This window comes from Mameliella sp. CS4 (assembly GCF_019392335.1).
In the GTDB taxonomy this organism is placed as follows: Bacteria; Pseudomonadota; Alphaproteobacteria; order Rhodobacterales; family Rhodobacteraceae; genus Antarctobacter.
On record NZ_JAHXRQ010000045.1, the window covers coordinates 1 to 17165 of the forward strand.

18 protein-coding genes and 1 tRNA gene are annotated in these 17165 nt (G+C 64.4%); 14 read left to right on the top strand and 5 right to left on the bottom strand.

Going from position 1 to position 17165, the window contains the following annotated elements:
* Positions 1 to 251: 251 nt before the first annotated feature.
* Positions 252 to 1430, bottom strand: coding sequence for an acetyl-CoA C-acyltransferase family protein (locus KZZ07_RS25810; protein WP_219519575.1), 1179 nt, complete (start codon positions 1428 to 1430; stop codon positions 252 to 254).
* Positions 1431 to 1562: 132 nt separating this feature from the next.
* Between KZZ07_RS25810 and KZZ07_RS25815 the strand changes: the two genes are divergently transcribed.
* Complete coding sequence (locus KZZ07_RS25815; protein WP_219519578.1) at positions 1563 to 1871, top strand: EthD family reductase; 309 nt, start codon at positions 1563 to 1565, stop codon at positions 1869 to 1871.
* Positions 1872 to 1890: 19 nt separating this feature from the next.
* Here the strand turns inward: KZZ07_RS25815 and KZZ07_RS25820 are convergent, their stop codons facing one another.
* Positions 1891 to 3231: a mechanosensitive ion channel family protein gene (locus KZZ07_RS25820; protein WP_219519584.1), complete on the bottom strand. Its 1341-nt coding sequence runs from the start codon at positions 3229 to 3231 to the stop codon at positions 1891 to 1893.
* 113 nt (positions 3232 to 3344) lie between these two features.
* Between KZZ07_RS25820 and KZZ07_RS25825 the strand changes: the two genes are divergently transcribed.
* Entirely contained in the window at positions 3345 to 4304 is a 960-nt protein-coding gene (locus KZZ07_RS25825; RefSeq protein ID WP_219519587.1) for a PLP-dependent cysteine synthase family protein, read from the top strand.
* A gap of 104 nt (positions 4305 to 4408) precedes the next feature.
* Here KZZ07_RS25825 and KZZ07_RS27930 read toward each other — a convergent pair whose 3' ends face one another.
* A complete protein-coding gene (locus KZZ07_RS27930) occupies positions 4409 to 4531 on the bottom strand; it encodes a hypothetical protein (protein WP_255564605.1) in 123 nt (40 codons plus the stop codon).
* Between the two features lie 294 nt (positions 4532 to 4825).
* On the opposite strand from KZZ07_RS27930, the gene KZZ07_RS25830 reads away from it, so the two are divergent.
* The 5 genes from KZZ07_RS25830 to KZZ07_RS25850 all read left to right on the top strand — a co-directional run bounded on the left by KZZ07_RS25830 (position 4826) and on the right by KZZ07_RS25850 (position 10187).
* Positions 4826 to 5746: a Hint domain-containing protein gene (locus KZZ07_RS25830; protein WP_219519590.1), complete on the top strand. Its 921-nt coding sequence runs from the start codon at positions 4826 to 4828 to the stop codon at positions 5744 to 5746.
* 252 nt (positions 5747 to 5998) lie between these two features.
* Positions 5999 to 7417, top strand: a complete 1419-nt coding sequence (leuC, locus tag KZZ07_RS25835; RefSeq protein WP_219519593.1) for a 3-isopropylmalate dehydratase large subunit — start codon at positions 5999 to 6001, stop codon at positions 7415 to 7417.
* Between the two features lie 12 nt (positions 7418 to 7429).
* Complete coding sequence (leuD, locus tag KZZ07_RS25840; RefSeq protein WP_219519597.1) at positions 7430 to 8035, top strand: 3-isopropylmalate dehydratase small subunit; 606 nt, start codon at positions 7430 to 7432, stop codon at positions 8033 to 8035.
* A 386-nt stretch (positions 8036 to 8421) separates the two neighbouring features.
* Positions 8422 to 9243: a hypothetical protein gene (locus KZZ07_RS25845; RefSeq protein ID WP_370631261.1), complete on the top strand. Its 822-nt coding sequence runs from the start codon at positions 8422 to 8424 to the stop codon at positions 9241 to 9243.
* A gap of 23 nt (positions 9244 to 9266) precedes the next feature.
* Positions 9267 to 10187: an endonuclease/exonuclease/phosphatase family protein gene (locus KZZ07_RS25850; protein ID WP_370631262.1), complete on the top strand. Its 921-nt coding sequence runs from the start codon at positions 9267 to 9269 to the stop codon at positions 10185 to 10187.
* Here KZZ07_RS25850 and KZZ07_RS25855 read toward each other — a convergent pair.
* Entirely contained in the window at positions 10123 to 11046 is a 924-nt protein-coding gene (locus KZZ07_RS25855; protein WP_219519603.1) for a Rossmann-fold NAD(P)-binding domain-containing protein, read from the bottom strand. The genes KZZ07_RS25850 and KZZ07_RS25855 overlap by 65 nt on opposite strands.
* 93 nt (positions 11047 to 11139) lie before the next feature.
* Between KZZ07_RS25855 and KZZ07_RS25860 the strand changes: the two genes are divergently transcribed.
* From KZZ07_RS25860 to KZZ07_RS25880, 5 genes are all read left to right on the top strand, one after another.
* Positions 11140 to 12051 carry a LysR family transcriptional regulator gene (locus tag KZZ07_RS25860; RefSeq protein WP_219519606.1) on the top strand — a complete coding sequence of 304 codons (912 nt, stop codon included), beginning with the start codon at positions 11140 to 11142 and terminating at the stop codon, positions 12049 to 12051.
* Between the two features lie 60 nt (positions 12052 to 12111).
* On the top strand, positions 12112 to 13215 hold the full coding sequence (leuB, locus tag KZZ07_RS25865; RefSeq protein ID WP_219519608.1) for a 3-isopropylmalate dehydrogenase: 1104 nt from the start codon (positions 12112 to 12114) through the stop codon (positions 13213 to 13215).
* Positions 13216 to 13283: 68 nt separating this feature from the next.
* Positions 13284 to 13670 (top strand): hypothetical protein, encoded by a 387-nt coding sequence (locus tag KZZ07_RS25870; protein ID WP_219519611.1) that lies wholly within the window; start codon positions 13284 to 13286, stop codon positions 13668 to 13670.
* 99 nt (positions 13671 to 13769) lie between these two features.
* A complete protein-coding gene (locus KZZ07_RS25875) occupies positions 13770 to 14744 on the top strand; it encodes a DMT family transporter (RefSeq protein ID WP_219519614.1) in 975 nt (324 codons plus the stop codon).
* 44 nt (positions 14745 to 14788) lie between these two features.
* A tRNA-Pro gene (locus tag KZZ07_RS25880) sits at positions 14789 to 14865 on the top strand.
* 21 nt (positions 14866 to 14886) lie between these two features.
* Here the strand turns inward: KZZ07_RS25880 and KZZ07_RS28185 are convergent.
* On the bottom strand, positions 14887 to 15183 hold the full coding sequence (locus tag KZZ07_RS28185) for a tyrosine-type recombinase/integrase (RefSeq protein WP_219519626.1): 297 nt from the start codon (positions 15181 to 15183) through the stop codon (positions 14887 to 14889).
* Between the two features lie 141 nt (positions 15184 to 15324).
* Here KZZ07_RS28185 and msrP point away from each other — a divergent pair, with 141 nt between their 5' ends.
* Together msrP and msrQ are read left to right on the top strand one after the other, a co-directional pair.
* The gene (gene msrP / locus KZZ07_RS25890) at positions 15325 to 16254 is read left to right on the top strand and encodes a protein-methionine-sulfoxide reductase catalytic subunit MsrP (protein ID WP_219519619.1); all 930 of its coding nucleotides are present in this window, start codon (positions 15325 to 15327) and stop codon (positions 16252 to 16254) included.
* Positions 16254 to 16856 carry a protein-methionine-sulfoxide reductase heme-binding subunit MsrQ gene (gene msrQ, locus KZZ07_RS25895; RefSeq protein ID WP_219519621.1) on the top strand — a complete coding sequence of 201 codons (603 nt, stop codon included), beginning with the start codon at positions 16254 to 16256 and terminating at the stop codon, positions 16854 to 16856. Before msrP ends, msrQ begins: the two co-directional genes overlap by 1 nt.
* Positions 16857 to 17165 lie beyond the last annotated feature (309 nt).

The following is a 17165-nucleotide window of genomic DNA, read 5'->3' on the forward strand; positions in this document are numbered from 1 at the left end:
TCGGACGCCGACATCGACCACCTGGTCAAGGCCCTCACCCTCCTCTGGAAGCAATGCGCCCTGGCGCATGCGGTCGCATGAGCGGGGCCGCGCATCCGGTTTCTTTGGGCTGAAAATACCTCCGGGGAGCGCGAGGGGCTTGCCCCTCGCTTGTCGGCCGGCCCCGGGCCGTGCGACGGCTGACACGCGCCGACAGCCGTCCCGGCCCGCAGGGGGCGGTCCGACCCACCTCCCCGGAACAGGCTCGGTCGTCAGATCCGCTCGATCGCCAGCGCGATGCCCTGGCCGCCGCCGATGCACATGGTGATCAGCGCCTTCGATCCGCCGATCCGTTCCAGCTCGTAAAGCGCCTTGACGGTCAGGATCGCCCCGGTCGCGCCCACCGGATGGCCCAGAGCGATAGCGCCGCCGTTGGGGTTCACCTTGGCCGGGTCGAGACCCAGTTCCTTGTTCACCGCCAGCGCCTGCGCCGCGAAGGCCTCGTTCGATTCGATCACGTCGAAATCATCCGCGCCCAGCCCCGTGCGTTCCAGCAGCGACATCACCGCCGGGACCGGGCCAATGCCCATGACCTCGGGGCGGACACCGGCATGGGCATAGCCCAGCACCCGCGCGCGGGGTTTCAAGCCCGCACCTTGCGCTGCCGAGGCACGCGCCAGCACCAGCGCCGCCGCGCCGTCGTTGATGCCGCTGGCATTCCCCGCCGTAACGCTGCCGTCTTTCTGGAAAACGGTGCGCAGGCCGGACAGCGCCTCCAGCGTCGTGGCCTTGGGGTGTTCGTCGGTCTCGAAATCCACCATCTCGCGCTTGCGCCGCACCTGGACCGGCACGATCTGCTCGGCGAACCGTCCTTCGGCGATGGCCTTGGCCGCGCGCTCCTGGCTTTGCAGGGCAAAGGCGTCCTGCGCGTCCCGGCTGATGTCATGTTCCGAGGCGACGTTTTCCGCCGTCACGCCCATGTGGCCGGTGCCGAAGGGACAGTTCAGCGCGCCCAGCATCATGTCAAGCGTCTTGACGTCGCCCATCTTGGCGCCCCAGCGCTGATCGGTGATCGCGAAGGGCGAGCGCGACATGGCCTCGGCGCCACCCGCCAAGGCGAAATCCGCGTCGCCCAGCATCAGTGACTGCACCGCCGAGACGATGGCCTGCGCGCCGGAACCACAGAGCCGGTTGACGTTCATTGCAGGCACGCTATCGGGGATGCCCGCCTGCATCGCCGCCACGCGGCTGAGGTACATGTCGCGCGGCTCTGTGTTGATGACATGGCCGAACACGACGTGCCCGATCTGCCCGCCCTCGACGCCCGCGCGGTCCAGCGCAGCCTTTGCCGCCGCTGTCCCGAGGTCAATGGGCGGTGTGCCCGCAAGGCTGCCGCCGAACGTACCGATGGCGGTGCGTGCACCGCTCAGGATGACGATATCTTCGCTCATGGTCCCCTCCTGGATATGGGGCGACTATGCGCGCGCGGCATGGGTTTGTCAGCCCTCGGGACGGGTTTGCAAATAGAGACGTAACGGCACGCCACTTGTGGTAAACCGGGCGGACAACAGGGAGGAAGTGCAATGTCCAGCAGCGTCCAGGTGCTCTATCCGGCCACGGAGGGCACCCATTTCGACTATGATTACTACGTCAACACGCATCTCAAGATGGTGGCCGAGATCTGGGGGCCGTACATGAAGACCGCTCTTGCGACCAAGGGCCTGTCCGGCGGTCCCGATACGCCGCCGGGGTTTCATGCCATCGCGACACTGGTGTTCAACGACGGCGACGCGTTGAAAGAGGGAATGAGCAAGGCCCAGCCCTTGCTGGACGACATTCCGAAATTCACCGATTGCCAGCCGCAGATGCTGATTGGCGAGGTGCTCGGCTGAGGTGCCCCGGCCGCGTCCGTCAGTCCATGATGGGCGCGGCGGTCTCCGCATCCTTCAGCACCCGGACCTCGCGCTGCGGGAAGGGGATCGAGATGCCGTTGGCCTGGAAGGCGTCCCAGAGCGCCAGAAAGACGTTGCCCCGGATATTGGTCAGCCCGCCCGTGGGATCCGTGATCCAGAAGCGCAGGACATAGTCCACCGAGGAATCACCGAAGCCGATGATATGGCAGACCGGGGGCTTGTGGCTCAGCACCCGGTTGACGCTTTGCGCGGCGGCGATAGCGATGCGGCGCACCTCGTGCGGGTCATCCTGGTAGGAGGTGCCAAAATGGATGTCGAGCCGCACGAAATCGTTGGAATGCGACCAGTTTACCACCTGGCCGGTGATGAGATCCTCATTCGGGATCAGGAATTCCTTGCCGTCCCGCGTGACCACGCTGACATAACGCGCGCCCAGCGACTCGATCCAGCCGAAGGTCTCGCCAAGGCTGATGACGTCGCCGGGCTTGATCGACTTGTCGAGCAGGATGATGATGCCGGATACGAGGTTTGACACCACCTTTTGCAGGCCAAAGCCGAGGCCCACGCCAATGGCGCCGGAGAGCACCGCCAGGCCGGTCAGATCCACCCCCACCGATTTCAGAGCGATGAAGAAGGCAGAGCCGAACAGGATCACCTGGAGCACCTTGACCGCCAGCACCTGCATCGACGGGCTGATGGCCGTGTTGCGCCGGATCGAGGCCGCCGAGGCGCCCGCCATAAGCCGGGCCATCGCGAGCAGCACGGCCATGACCACCACGGCCTTGATGATCAGCCACAGCGAAAGCCGCGTCTCTCCCATCGTGATCGCGACGGATTCCAAGGTGCTTTCCGCCTCGTCGGTCCAACCGAGGATCGACAGCGTTGCCCATGTCCAGGCGCCGTAGCGCACTGCCACGCCCAGCGCCGGGTTCGCGATCAGCCGCGTTGCGAAGGCGATGAACAGCCATGCGGTCGACAGGTTCGCCGCCACCCGCAACAAGAGCGACCGGTACGACCAGGTCAGCTCCTTCATCACCAGGTAGGCCACCCAGATCATCGCGACAAAGAGGATCATCCGCATCCGCCGCTGCACGATGAGCCCGATCCGCAAACGCCATTTCGGCCAGTTCTCGCGGCTGCGAAGCCAGTCGGAGTACCGTGGCCGGATCAGCGCCCGCAGGCCCCAGGCCAGCAGGAAGACGGTGACGATGATGCCGATCTGGTAGCTCGTCCAGGGCCGCATCGCCTGGCGCCACAGCAACGCGCCTTCGGCCATCAGGAATTCCCAGAGGCCGATCAGGGCCTCAGGGTCCAGCGGCAGCGTCTCCTGTGGGTCCATGTCACATTCCGTCGGCGCGGGTCTTCGGGGACTTCAAACAGTATTGCAAAGCGGGCACCGCGCAACCCTCTGGTTTGCTTGACTTGGCGAGGAGGGCGGCGCAGCGTCGCGCCATGATCCTGTCTTCTGCCATCGACGCCATCGGGAACACGCCGCTGATCGACCTTGCCCGCGCCTGCGCGGCGCTGGGGGTCGAGGGACGTATCCTTGCCAAGCCAGATTTCCTTTTGCCGGGGTTTTCCAAGAAGGACCGCGCGGCCCGTGCCATCATCGAGGCGGCGCGAGAAAGCGGTGCGCTGCAGCCCGGGCAGCCGGTGGTCGAGCTGACCTCGGGCAACATGGGCACCGGTCTGGCCATTGTCTGTGGCATCCTGGGGCATCCCTTCATCGCGGTGATGAGCCGGGGCAATTCGGTAGAGCGGGCGCGCATGATGGCGGCGCTGGGCGCCGAGGTGGTTCTGGTCGATCAGGCGCCGGGGAGCGTGCCCGGGCAGGTCTCGGGCGCGGATCTTGCGCGTGTCGAAGAGGCGGCGCAGCGGATCACGCGAGAGCGCGGCGCCTTTCGGGCTGACCAGTTCGGCCACCCGGGCAACCCCGCGGCGCATGAAACCGGCACCGGTCCGGAACTCTGGGAACAATCCGACGGTGCGATTGAGGTTTTTGCCGATTTCGTCGGCTCTGGCGGGACACTTGCGGGTACGGCGCGGTTCCTCGCGCCCAAGGGCGTTCGCTGCTACGCGGTGGAACCCCGGGGCGCCGAAGCCATCGCCGGCGGCGATACCTCGCAGCCGGATCACCCGATCCAGGGCGGCGGTTACGGGATGGGGGACCTCGTTCATCTGCGTGACGCCCCGCTGGCGGGAACCCTGACCGTCAGCGGCGCCGAGGCGCGTGACCACGCCCGCCTGCTGGCACGGACAGAGGGGCTTTTCGCCGGTTATTCCTCGGGGGCCAACCTTGCGGCGGCGGCGGCGCTGCTACGCGGGCCGGAACGGGGGCGCACCGTGGGGATCGTGCTCTGCGACAGCGGTCTGAAATATCTTTCGACCGACCTCTGGGCCGACGCATTCTGAGTGCCGGACCGATCTACACAAACGACTAGCGCCGCCCCTCGGGACGGCGCGGCTCTGGCACTCGCGTGGGCGGCACGCCGGATGCGGCCGCCGGTTACACAAGGCTACTCGACCAGTACGGTCAGCGGGATGATCCCGCTCGACTCCACGCGGGCCTGCACGCTGAACGCAGCAACGATCAGCACGGCGATCAAGCCAAGGTTGACGATGTTCAATGCACTCCGCATCGGATGCCTCATTTCCTTTGTAACGGGTACGCGTTGCCCCGACACTCGGATCAAGATTTTCGGAAGTCTTGCGCGGATGTCTCCGCGAACCGCTGGCAAATGGGCCAGATCCGGAGATGTCACAAGGGGGCCGCGTCAGTTTGTCCTCAGCCAGGGGCGGCGCACACCCCGCGCTCGGCAAATCCTCGCCGTGTCCGCTTTTCGTTGCCACGATGCGGACAAGCTGACAGGGTCGAGCGAACCCGCGAGGATCGTATTTCAAGGCGGGTCAATGCCTGGAGAGGAAGAGTATTCATGGGTCAGTTCACCGTTCTGTCCGCCACCTACTACAGCCAGTTCACCATCGGCGGCGTGCCGTCGGGCTGGAACAAGCAGGGCGACACGATCAACAACCCGGTCTATGGCTCTTCGATCTACGAAGAGCAGGGCGGCCCGATCGATCTGGAAGTCGAGCAGGGCGAGGTCATCAATCCGGACTATTCTGGCAGCGATGCGACCTACCTGGGCAAGGTGACCTTTGGGGGACGCGACTTCTACTTCATCCAGGATCAGTTCGGCTACCTGCTCGGCTCGACCGAGGCGAACGTTCCCTATTCCGAGTATCCGGCCTCCATCGACCCAAGCGACGTGCTGGACGTGAACATGCCAGCCTGTTTCCTGTCGGGAACGGGGATCGCGACACCGGCGGGCCGGGTGGCGGTAGAGGATCTGCACATCGGGTCAGAGATCCTGTCGCACGACGGCCAGGCGGTGCGGGTGAAATGGATCGGCGTCCAGCATGTCTCGACCCGGTTCGGCCCGGCAGAGCGCCTTATGCCGGTACGTGTCCGCGCCGGGGCCCTGGGCGGCGGTTGTCCGGAACGCGATCTCTTGCTGACGGCGGACCATGCCCTGCTGATCGACGGGATGCTGATTGACGCAGGTGCGCTGGTGAATGGCGCCGGCATTTCCCGGGTACCGCTGTCGGACTTGGGCGAGGGCTATACGCTCTACCACGTCGAGACCGAGGATCACGCGGTCATCCTGGCCGAAGGTGCTCCGGCAGAGACCTTTATCGACTACATCAGCCGCCGCGCCTTTGAAAACCATGCCGAGTATACCGCGCTTTACGGCGAGGACCGGTCCATCCCGGAAATGCCCCTTCCGCGCATTTCCTCGGCCCGCCAGGTGCCCGAGGCGCTGCGGCGCCGTCTGGCCCCCGGTCAGGCGGCCTGAGACGATACCGGCCCCGCTCTTGCACATCTGGCAGGGCGGGCGTCGGCGCTCTCTTGCGGGAATCTGCGCGAGGCTGTATCAGGCTCGATCATGAAACCCCATGTCGACAGGACAGATCGCGCGCGCCTGCGCGAACGTTTCTACGGCGCCACGCATACCGTGCTGGCCCGGCTACAGGCGCGCGCCTGATCCCCGGCGCGTGTCCGCGCCACCCTTCCGACAAGCCATTCGCCAATCAACGGGAGAGGACCTATGTCCCCCAAGACGCTTTATGACAAGATCTGGGATGCCCATCTCGTCCAAGAGGACGCAGACGGAACCAGCCTCATCTACATCGACCGCCACCTCGTTCACGAGGTGACCAGCCCGCAGGCCTTCGAAGGGCTGCGCATGGCGGGCCGCACCGTGCGCGCACCGGACAAGACCATCGCCGTGCCGGATCACAACGTGCCCACCACCGAAGGCCGCGATAACCCCGACCAGATGCCCGAGGACAGCCGCATCCAGGTGGCCGCGCTGGACAAGAACGCCAAGGATTTTGGCATCCACTATTACCCTGTGTCGGACATCCGTCAGGGCATCGTGCATATCGTCGGTCCCGAACAGGGCTGGACGCTGCCGGGCATGACCGTGGTCTGCGGTGACTCGCATACTGCGACGCATGGTGCCTTCGGCGCACTGGCGCATGGTATCGGCACGTCCGAGGTCGAGCATGTGCTGGCCACCCAGACGCTGATTCAATCCAAGTCGAAGAACATGAAGGTGGAAATCACCGGCAAGCTGCTGCCCGGTGTCACCGCCAAGGACATCGTCCTGCGCATCATTGCGGAAACCGGCACCGCCGGTGGCACCGGCTATGTCATCGAGTATTGCGGCGAAGCGATCCGCAACCTCTCGATGGAAGGTCGGATGACGATCTGCAACATGGCCATCGAGGGCGGGGCGCGTGCCGGTCTGATCGCGCCAGACGAGACCACGTTCGACTACGTCAAGGGCCGCCCGCACGCGCCGAAGGGCGCCCAGTGGGAAGCCGCGCTGGCCTGGTGGAAGACGCTCTATTCAGACGATGACGCGCATTGGGACAAGGTCTTGACCATCCCGGGCGAGTCGATCGAACCCACCGTGACCTGGGGCACCTCGCCAGAGGACGCACTGCCGATCTCGGCGGTCGTGCCCGCGCCTGACAGCTTCAAGGGCGGCAAGGTCGCCGCGGCTCAGCGCGCTCTCGACTACATGGACCTCAAGCCCGGCACGCCGCTGACCGACATCCAGATCGACACCGTGTTCATCGGCTCCTGCACCAATGGCCGGATCGAGGATCTGCGCGCCGTGGCCGAGGTTGTGAAGGGGAAAAAGGTCAAGGAAGGCATGCGCGCCATGATCGTCCCCGGTTCGGGCCTTGTCCGCGCTCAGGCCGAGGAAGAGGGCCTGGCCGACATCTTTACGGAGGCCGGTTTCGAATGGCGCCTTGCGGGCTGTTCCATGTGCCTTGCCATGAACCCCGACCAGCTCAGCGAGGGTGAGCGCTGCGCCTCCACCTCGAACCGCAACTTCGAGGGGCGTCAGGGCTACAAGGGCCGCACGCACCTCGTGTCGCCTGCGATGGCGGCTGCGGCGGCGCTGACAGGTCACCTGACCGACGTGCGCGCGCTGATGACCGAAAACGCCTGAGGAGCCTGATCGATGGAAAAATACGAAAAACTCACCGGGATCGCGGCCCCCATGCCGCTGGTCAATATCGACACCGACATGATCATCCCCAAGGTCTTTCTGAAGACCATCAAGCGGTCCGGCCTTGGCGTGAACCTCTTCGACGAGATGCGCTATGACCGGGAAGGCAACGAAATCTCCGATTTCGTGCTGAACCAGCCGCAGTACCGCGAGACGGAGATCCTCGTGGCGGGCGAAAACTTCGGGTGCGGATCGTCGCGGGAACACGCGCCCTGGGCGCTCAAGGATTTCGGTATCAAGGCGATCATCTCGACCTCCTTCGCCGACATCTTCTACAACAACTGCTTCAAGAACGGGTTGCTGCCGATCAAGCTGCCGCAAGAGGCCGTGGACGTGCTGATGAAGGACGCCGAAAAGGGGTCCAACGCGCGGATGACCGTCGACCTCGAAGCGCAGACCGTCACCACGTCGGACGGCGAGAGCTTTGCCTTCGACATCGACCCGTTCAAGAAGCATTGCCTGCTCGAAGGCCTCGACGATATTGGACTGTCGATGGAAAAGGCCCCGGCCATCGACGCCTTCGAGGCGCAAGCCGCACAGGCGCGCCCCTGGGTTTGATCCTATGACCATTGCCCCCGCCGCGGGTCCGTGGCGGGGGTTCTCCGGCGCCTCCATGGGCCGTGATCGCCACACTCGCTAATGCCGGGTTAACGGATGGTCTGATTTCCGGGCAGGTCTCTTGTGGCGGATTTTTCTTTTACCCCAATATATTGGGATGTGTTCTTCGCGCGCCTTTTTCGTGCCGTGGAATTGATGCAAACCCGCACCAGTGCCTCCCCTAAAGGGCCATGAATCTGAGCAAGGCTCCCGTGAATGCTTGAGCGATCCGGGCAAAAGGGGCAAAACTTGGGCCAGATTGAGGCAACCCGTCGTAAAGCGCGGGCTCGGGATGGAACAAGGGCGCGGCATCGTATCGCTCCCGTCCGGAACGAAAGGGCAGAACTGTGATCACGCGAATGGTGGCCGCCGGGGCGCGGGCATTCCTTGTTGCATTTCTTGTGGCGACCCCCGCGTTGCTGATGCCGGGAACCCGTGCCGAGACCACCCAGATGATCGCCCTGATCGGCCTCGTGGCCGCGATCCTCACGCTTGTGGAATACCTTGCAGACGCACCCTCGCTGATCGAATTCCGCTCGGCCCCGCCGTTCAATCGCATCCGCTTCTTCTCGCTTGCGCTGACGGTGATCCTGTTGACGCTGATCTGCCGTGGTTCCGTTCTGCCGACCCCCCTGACGGATGGTCTGATCGCCTTTGGCCGCATGATCGGAGAGGCGATGGATTTCTCCTTCTCGCCCGTGCACCTCATGCTTCTGGCTGTGCCCGGCGAAACCGTTGTCGAAGAGATCCGTCCGCTTGCGGGATTGGCTTACGTTATTTCCCTGGTCACGATCCTGGTATTCGTGGCCCTGGTGCGGATCCTGGACTGGCCGCTGGGACGGGGTGCCTTCAATTTCTGGATCAACCTGCCGCTTTACGATCCCACCGCTGGCGGGGACATCCTGCGGCGACTGCGCCGGGACAGCCACGTTAACGTGGCCTTAGGGTTCCTGCTGCCATTCTTGATTCCGGCGCTGCTGAAGGCCGCCGGGGTTCATGCGACGTCCTTGTCCTGGGCCGAACCGCAAACATTGATCTGGACGATGAGCGCATGGGCCTTTCTGCCGGCAAGCTTGATCATGAGGGGGGTGGCGCTGATCCGCATTGCCGACCTGATCGAGGAAAAGCGCCGTCGCGCTTACGCGCAGGCGGACCTGCAGGCGGTCTGATCCTCTTTCTCAGCTACATTCTGGTGGCCTGGGCGGCCTGTGCCGACCCGGTGCGCCTTGCCACCTGGCATGGCGATTTCAGCCGCAAGGGGCCGGGATTGCTGCTGGCGGACCTTGAAAAGGCGCCGCCGGACCTGGGCCCGATCCTTGCGACCGGTCCGGATATCCTTTTGCTGACGGACGTGGATTACGATGCCGGACTGGTTGCGCTGGGCAAGCTGCGCGACCTCCTGGCGGACCAGGGCCTGCGCTATCCGCATCTCTTTGCCCTGCGACCCAATACCGGGATGGCGACCGGGCTGGACATCGACGGGGACGGGTATCGCGGCGGCCCACGCGATGCGCAGGGGTTCGGCTGGTTCGCGGGGCAGGGCGGGATGGCGCTGCTCTCGCGCTATCCGGTCGAACTGGGGGCCGATCATTCTGCCCTGTTGTGGAAAGACGCGCCGGACAGTGCGATTGCGGCTGACGATCCGGCACACGACGTGCAACGCCTGTCCACATCGGCGCATTGGGCGTTGCGCGTGGCAACGCCCGGCGGGAGCCTGACGCTGCTGACGCTTGCGGCGACCCCTCCTGTTTTTGACGGACCAGAGGATCGCAACGGGCGCCGGAACCGGGATGAGGTCCTGCTATGGACCCATGTTCTGGAGGGCAAAGTCGGTGCCGTGCCCGACACACCCGTTGCCTTGATCGGGAACCTCAATCTAGATCCCTCACGGGGCAACGGTCTGCAGGAGGCCGCGCGCCAAGTGCTGGAACATGCGCGCCTGCAGGATCCGATGCCCGGCGTCGACACCGTGACCTGGGACAGCACCGGCCCGATGCGGGTCAGCTATGTCCTGCCCGATCGTGCGCTGTCGGTCACGGGGCGTGGCGTCACGCCCCCGTCGCCGGATCTTGGGCCTCATGGTCTTGTCTGGGTCGATCTGACCCTGCCTTGAGCACCGGCGCCACGGCGGCGGCCAGCGCCTCGTCCACCGGGGTCGTCTGAAAATCCGGCAGCAGCGCGTCGAAGCTCTCATGCGTCAGGTGGTGCGGCTTGTCCCAGAGATAGCGCATCTCGGCCAGTTTCGCGCCCAGCGGCCAGACCAGCGAGGCGAGGCGGACGGGCCACCAGGCCATGCGCTTGACCCGCACTTCGCGTTCCAGCGTCTTGCCGATCAGGCGCGCCATGTCCTGCCCGGTCAGCGTGTAGCCAGGGAAATTCACCTCGGTGAACTGCGGCAAGCTCTCGCGCCGTTCGGCCAAGGCCACGGCAGCACGCGCCATGTCGGGCAGGAAGGCCCAGGCATGCTGCACTTCCGGATTGCCGGGGTAGGTCAGCAGGCCCTTTTTCAACGAGGGTGCCATTTGCAGGTCGAACCAGTTGCCCGAGGCGGCCGTATCGAGGAAATCCCCGGCGCGCAGCAGGATCACCGGGATATCCGCGTCCCGCAAGCGCTGTTCCATCTCGATCCGCACCCGGCCGAGGGGATTGCGGGCCGCATGCGCGACATCGGGGCCAAACCCTGCGGGCGCCTCCTTGCCAAAGACATAGACGTTGCCGGGTACGATCACCGTCGCCCCCGAGGCACGCGCCACCGCGATCACCTGTTCGGTCAGGCGTGGCACCTGTGTGGCCCAATCCGTGTAGGCCGGGTTCCAGCCGTTCACGATCACATCCATCCCCTGCGCCGCTTGCAGCAGGTCGTCCTTTGCTCGGTCGAACAGTGCAACCCGCCAACCCGCGTCCCAGAAGGCCTCTGCCGCATTGCGTCCGAACCGCCCGCTGCCGCCCAGGATCAGCACTTTTCCCGTCATCTGACGATCCTCCATTTACCTTGCGCCCAAGGGTGCCTCATTCGCCAGATTTTGGGAATTGCCGGAATGTGCAGCTTATGTATTCATGAGTGAATGGATGAAATTGTCCCCAAGTTTGACTGGTCGCTGGTCCAGGCCTTCCTGACCGTGGCCGAAACCGGGTCGCTGTCGGAGGCGGCGCGGCAGCTGGGTATCTCGCAACCGACCGCCGGACGGCAGGTTCGCCAGATCGAGACCACGCTGGGGCTGGAGCTGTTCCGGCGCCAGCCGCGCGGGTTGGCGCTCAGCGATGCCGGTGCCGATCTGCTGCCCCACGCGCAGCGCATGGCCGAGGGGATGCGGGGGCTCAGCCTGGCCGCCGCTGGGCGGTCAGAGACGCTGTCCGGCACCGTCCGAGTCACCGCCAGCGTCTTTACCGCGCAATACCACCTGCCGCCGATCCTGGCGAAACTGCGCGAAGAGGAACCGGAGATCAGCATCGACCTGGTGCCCACGGACCGGTCCGAGAACCTGTTGTACCGAGAGGCGGATATTGCTGTCCGCATGTACCGCAGCGAACAGCTGGACATCGTGACCCGGCACCTGGGAGAGCTGCAAATCGGCGTCTATGCCGCGACATCCTACATCGCGCGCCGAGGGCGGCCAGACACATTCGACGCGTTCCTGGATCATGACCTTGTCGGTTATGACAGGTCCGATCTGATCCTGCGCGGGATGCGCGAGATGGGTTTGGAGGCGCAGCGGGACTGGTTTGCCACCCGCACCGATCACCACCCCGTCTACTGGGAGCTGATCAAGGCGGGATGCGGGCTTGGATTTGTGCAACGCACCGTCGGCGATGTGGAACCTCTGGTCGAACGGGTGCTGCCACAGATCCCGCTGCCGACCCTGCCGCTTTGGCTGGCGGCGCATGAGGCGGTCCGGCACACGCCGCGCATCCGCCGGGTCTGGGACGCGCTGGCAGAGGGGCTCCTGGCACATGTGGGGCCGCGACAGGCGGGGTGATATTGACCAGAGTGCCCCCGCGCGCTAGGGGCCTGACGTCACGTATAGGAGAGCCCGACCATGTCCAACCCTTCGCTTCTCATCCTGCCGGGCGACGGCATCGGCCCCGAGGTCATGGCCGAGGTCCGCAAGGTCATCGACTGGTATGGCGCCAAGCGCGACATGGCCTTTGACGTGTCCGAGGATCTGGTCGGCGGCGCGGCCTACGATGCGCACGGAACACCGTTGCACGATGACACGATGGCCAAGGCGCAAGAGGTGGACGCGGTCCTGCTGGGCGCGGTGGGCGGCCCGAAATACGACACGCTGGATTTCAGCGTAAAGCCCGAGCGCGGGTTGCTGCGCCTGCGCAAGGAAATGGACCTCTTTGCCAACCTGCGTCCGGCGCAGTGCTTTGACGCGCTGGCCGATTTCTCTTCGCTGAAAAAGGATGTTGTCGCCGGTCTGGACATCATGATCGTGCGCGAGCTGACCAGCGGCATCTACTTCGGAGAGCCGCGCGGCATCATCGAGGAGGGCAACGAGCGCGTTGGCATCAACACCCAGCGCTATACCGAGTCGGAAATCGACCGCGTGGCACGCTCGGCGTTCGAACTGGCCATGAAGCGGGACAAGAAGCTGTGCTCGATGGAAAAGGCCAACGTCATGGAGTCGGGTGTGCTCTGGCGCGAGGTCGTGACCGAAGTGGCCAAGGACTATCCCGAAGTCGAGCTGAGCCACATGTACGCCGACGCAGGCGCCATGCAGCTCTGCCGCTGGCCAAAGCAGTTCGACGTCATCGTGACCGACAACCTGTTCGGCGACCTGTTGTCCGATGCCGCCGCGATGCTGACCGGCAGCCTTGGCATGCTGCCCTCGGCCAGCCTTGGCGCGCCGATGGCGAACGGCCGGCCCAAGGCGCTGTACGAGCCGGTGCACGGCTCGGCCCCCGACATCGCGGGCCAGGGCAAGGCAAACCCGATCGCCTGCATCCTGTCGTTTGCGATGGCGCTGCGCTACAGCTTTGACCAAGGCGACGAGGCGACGCGCCTTGAGCAGGCGGTGGAAAAGGTGCTGGCCGATGGCTATCGCACCGCGGACCTCCTGGGCGAAGAAGGGGTCGATCCGGTTTCGACCAGCCAGATGGGCGACGCCATCGTCGCGGCGCTGGACGCCTCGCTCTAAGGAATTCCCTTCTCGACAGGGATGCTCGGGCCGGACAGGATCTTCCTGTCCGGTCCGAAAGGTTTTCCATGCTTCGCACTCTTCTGATTGCCTGCCTGTTCGCCACGCCAGTTGCCGCACAGGATGTCACGATTCTCCCCGGTCATTCCGATTTCCGCCTGCCGGAGACACGCGTCGTCCGGCATCCGATGCGCGAAGTCCAGACCTGGATCCTGGATTTTCCCGAAAGCGGCGAAGGCGCCCCATCGCTGGATCTGAGCGCGGGTATCGAAGGCGACCGTCTGGTGATCGTTCTGACCCTTGCGGGGGGCGGCGACGATTCGGTCAGCGCCGTTCAGCGGCGACTCGAGTACACGGAGACCATAAACCGGCGCTGGGCGCTGATGGCCTACGGGTTTCGGCAAAAGTGTTTTCGTGGTGGGTCGGACGACTGGACGGATCAACCCTGCCCGTGATCGGGCGAAGTTGCGCCTGCCCCCCTTGCGTTCCTACCGCAATCATCTTGTGATAGCGATAACAGGCGGCGCTAACCGACTCAGCTTTACGGATTCCGGATGTCTCACAACGCCAAAGGCGCCCTTTTGGCGCTGCTCGCTTTCGGTGTCTTCTCGCTTCACGACGTGATCGTGAAGTGGCTGGGCGCCAGTTACAGCCCGGTTCAGATCGTCTTTTTCAGCGGACTGTTCTCCTTTCCGCTGGTGACTTTGCTCCTGATCCGCGAATCGCAGCCCGGGACTCTGCGCCCGGTGCATCCCTGGTGGTTGATGGTGCGGACACTGTCAGCGGTCATCACCGGCCTGTCGGCCTTCTACGCCTTTTCGGTGCTGCCTCTGGCGCAGGTCTATGCGATTCTCTTTGCCGCACCCCTGCTGATCACCCTCCTGGCGATCCCCATCCTGGGTGAACAGGTGCGTCTGCGCCGTGGTCTTGCAGTGGTCGTCGGCCTCTGCGGCGTTCTGGTGGTGCTGCGTCCCGGTGCCACCGAGCTGAGCCTGGGGCATCTTGCGGCGCTGGTCGCCGCCTTTGCCAGCTCTCTGGCCTCGATCATTGTGCGCAAGATCGGGCAGGATGAACGCAGCGTTGTCATGTTGCTTTATCCGATCCTGACGAATTTCATCGTCATGGGCGCGGCGCTGCCCTTTGTCTACAAACCGATGCCGACGCTGGAGCTGGGCGGGCTGGCGTTGATGTCTGTCATGGCCTTTGCGGCCTCGGCGCTGGTCATCATGGCCTACAAGGCGGGCGAGGCCGTGGTGGTCGCCCCGATGCAGTATTCACAGATTCTCTGGGCGGCCTTTACCGGGGCGATCTTCTTCGACGAGTACCCCGACGCCTGGACGGTGGCGGGCGCGGGAATCATCATCGCCAGCGGCACCTACATCGTCCTGCGCGAAGGCGGAACATCCTCGACCAACCGCCCTGTCCTGCGGTCCAGGACCCGGTTCGAGACCGGGATCATGCCCCGTGTGCGGTTTTTCAGGAAAGACCGGGTGGTGCAGGCGAAAGACCCGCTGCAAGCGCACGATTGAGCCTTGCCAAAGCCCCGGCGCTGGGCTATCCCGCCCGCCACGGTCGGAGTGTAGCTCAGCCTGGTAGAGCACTGTCTTCGGGAGGCAGGGGCCGGAGGTTCGAATCCTCTCACTCCGACCAGATTTTCAAGGAAAATAGAGTTCAGAAAGACAGTGGACCGAGGTTCATTGAAGCTGAGCCGCTGCTGAACTGCAGGGCGGACGCCGCTTTTCTCAGATGCCCCAGGCTGAATCGTGGATGTACAGTTTCAGTGACCGGGACGCCGGTATGCCCAGATGCTGGCTGAGCTCTGCCACGCACCCCGGCCTCGGCCAAGTGGACAGCTGCGGTGTGACGCAGAAAGTGCGGCGGAACTCCACTTAACCCGGATGCCTTCACCGCGTTCCTGAATCCGGTCTCGATCTGCTGGTCGATGAGGTTCTGCGGATCGGCGGTGATTTGGCGGCCTGATTTCTGTCGCCCGTGCCGGCGCGCGGGCGGTGTGTTACAGGCGCGTTACGCCAACGTGAGACATCGTTTGTTTGGGCATGCCCGCGCATCGCCTATCTTGTCGGGCAACGGACCACCCGAGGAGGACACATGGCCAACCGCTGGACAAACAAGCTCACCCGTTCCGACGTCACACCGGAGCCGATCTTCATGAACCGCCGCCGGGTGCTGGCGGGGCTGGGTCTTGGCGCCGGGGCGGCGGCGGGTGGTGCCACCCTGCTGGGGGGCATGCCCAACGCGGCACAGGCACAGGACGCGCTGGACCCCAATCCTTTCGAGGACATCACCTCGTACTGCAATTACTACGAGTTCGGCACACGCAAGGGCGATCCGGCGGAGAATGCCCACATGCTGACCACGCAGCCCTGGTCGATCCAGATCGACGGGCTGGTGGACAAGCCGGGCGACTACGCGCTGGAAGACATCCTGAGCCAGATGACCATCGAAGAGCGCATCTATCGGTTCCGCTGTGTCGAGGCCTGGTCGATGGTCGTGCCCTGGAACGGGTTCGAACTGGCCGACCTGCTGGAGCTGGCCGGCGTGAAACCCGAGGCGAAATACGTCGCCTTCGAAACCGTGCTGCGCCCCGAGGAAATGCCCGGCACCCGCTACCCCGTGCTGGACTGGCCCTATGTCGAGGGCCTGCGCCTTGACGAGGCGATGCACCCGCTGACGATGATGGCGACGGGGATCTACGGCAAGACGATCCCCAACCAGAACGGCGCGCCGATCCGGCTGGTGGTGCCGTGGAAATACGGCTTCAAGTCGATCAAGTCGATCGTGCGCATCACCCTGACCGACAGCGAACCGCCGACATCCTGGAACAAGGCCGCCGCGCGCGAATACGGGTTCTATTCGAATGTGAACCCGACGGTGGATCACCCGCGCTGGAGCCAGGCGACCGAACGGCGCATCGGTGGTGGGCTGTTCGCGCGCCGCCAGCCGACCCTGATGTTCAACGGCTACGAAGAGGAGGTCGCGTCGCTCTACGAGGGCATGGACCTCAAGGCGAACTTCTGATGCTCGCGGATGCCATCAACAAGACCGCGCGGCGGCTGCCCACATGGGCGCTGTACCTTGTGCTGGCTCTTCCGGCGCCCTGGTACCTTTACCAGGGCCTGACCGGGGGCTTGGGCGTCGAGCCGATCAAGGCATTGGAACATGCGCTGGGCGAGTTTGCCCTGCAGTTGGCCATTGTCGGATTGGCGGTGACACCGCTGCGTCGCTGGGCCGGGGTGAACCTGCTCAAGTTCCGGCGCGCGATCGGCATCATGACCTTCACCTATGTCTTTCTTCACCTGCTGGTCTGGTTGCTGCTGGATGTGCAGATCCTGAGCCAGATCTGGGCCGACATTCTCAAACGCCCCTATATCACCGTGGGCATGGCGGGCTTTGCCCTGATGCTGCCGCTGGTGGCGACCTCGAACAACTGGTCGGTGCGGCGGTTGGGGGCCCGCTGGCGCAAGCTGCATCGGCTGACATACCCCGCGGTCCTGTTGGGGGGCGTACATTACCTGATGCTGGTGAAAGGGTTTCAGATCGAACCGCTGGCCTACCTGGGCGTGATCTGCCTGTTGCTGGCGCTGCGGCTACGGCTGACGCCCCGACCGCGACTCGCCTGAGGTCTTTTGGTCAGGGTCAGAGGTGAATCGCGGCGATTCAGGCCTGCGAATGGGCTCAAAATACGGCCCTCTTGGGGGTAAGCCTGTGGATAACCCAAGATGTGGATTCGGAGCCTGCCGCGATGCAGCATGAGGCCGTGATGTTAGCGCCTGGAACTGGAAATTTTGGACACTTCAACATCCTGATTTTGCGTAGTTTTCGGGCGTTCTTGAAAAAAAGATGACGGAACCTCAAAAAACTGCTTGCGGGTTTTGTTGGGTAACCGTAAAAGCCCCTTCACCGGCGGCGCTGAGGCGCTGGTCGGCAAG

Coding starts and splice junctions, on each gene's coding strand:
- KZZ07_RS25810 (WP_219519575.1), bottom strand. CDS start 1,430: ATGAGCGAAGATATCGTCATCCTGAGCGGTGCACGCACCGCCATCGGT.
- KZZ07_RS25815 (WP_219519578.1), top strand. CDS start 1,563: ATGTCCAGCAGCGTCCAGGTGCTCTATCCGGCCACGGAGGGCACCCAT.
- KZZ07_RS25820 (WP_219519584.1), bottom strand. CDS start 3,231: ATGGACCCACAGGAGACGCTGCCGCTGGACCCTGAGGCCCTGATCGGC.
- KZZ07_RS25825 (WP_219519587.1), top strand. CDS start 3,345: ATGATCCTGTCTTCTGCCATCGACGCCATCGGGAACACGCCGCTGATC.
- KZZ07_RS27930 (WP_255564605.1), bottom strand. CDS start 4,531: ATGCGGAGTGCATTGAACATCGTCAACCTTGGCTTGATCGCCGTGCTG.
- KZZ07_RS25830 (WP_219519590.1), top strand. CDS start 4,826: ATGGGTCAGTTCACCGTTCTGTCCGCCACCTACTACAGCCAGTTCACC.
- leuC (WP_219519593.1), top strand. CDS start 5,999: ATGTCCCCCAAGACGCTTTATGACAAGATCTGGGATGCCCATCTCGTC.
- leuD (WP_219519597.1), top strand. CDS start 7,430: ATGGAAAAATACGAAAAACTCACCGGGATCGCGGCCCCCATGCCGCTG.
- KZZ07_RS25855 (WP_219519603.1), bottom strand. CDS start 11,046: ATGACGGGAAAAGTGCTGATCCTGGGCGGCAGCGGGCGGTTCGGACGC.
- KZZ07_RS25860 (WP_219519606.1), top strand. CDS start 11,140: ATGGATGAAATTGTCCCCAAGTTTGACTGGTCGCTGGTCCAGGCCTTC.
- leuB (WP_219519608.1), top strand. CDS start 12,112: ATGTCCAACCCTTCGCTTCTCATCCTGCCGGGCGACGGCATCGGCCCC.
- KZZ07_RS25870 (WP_219519611.1), top strand. CDS start 13,284: ATGCTTCGCACTCTTCTGATTGCCTGCCTGTTCGCCACGCCAGTTGCC.
- KZZ07_RS25875 (WP_219519614.1), top strand. CDS start 13,770: ATGTCTCACAACGCCAAAGGCGCCCTTTTGGCGCTGCTCGCTTTCGGT.
- msrP (WP_219519619.1), top strand. CDS start 15,325: ATGGCCAACCGCTGGACAAACAAGCTCACCCGTTCCGACGTCACACCG.
- msrQ (WP_219519621.1), top strand. CDS start 16,254: ATGCTCGCGGATGCCATCAACAAGACCGCGCGGCGGCTGCCCACATGG.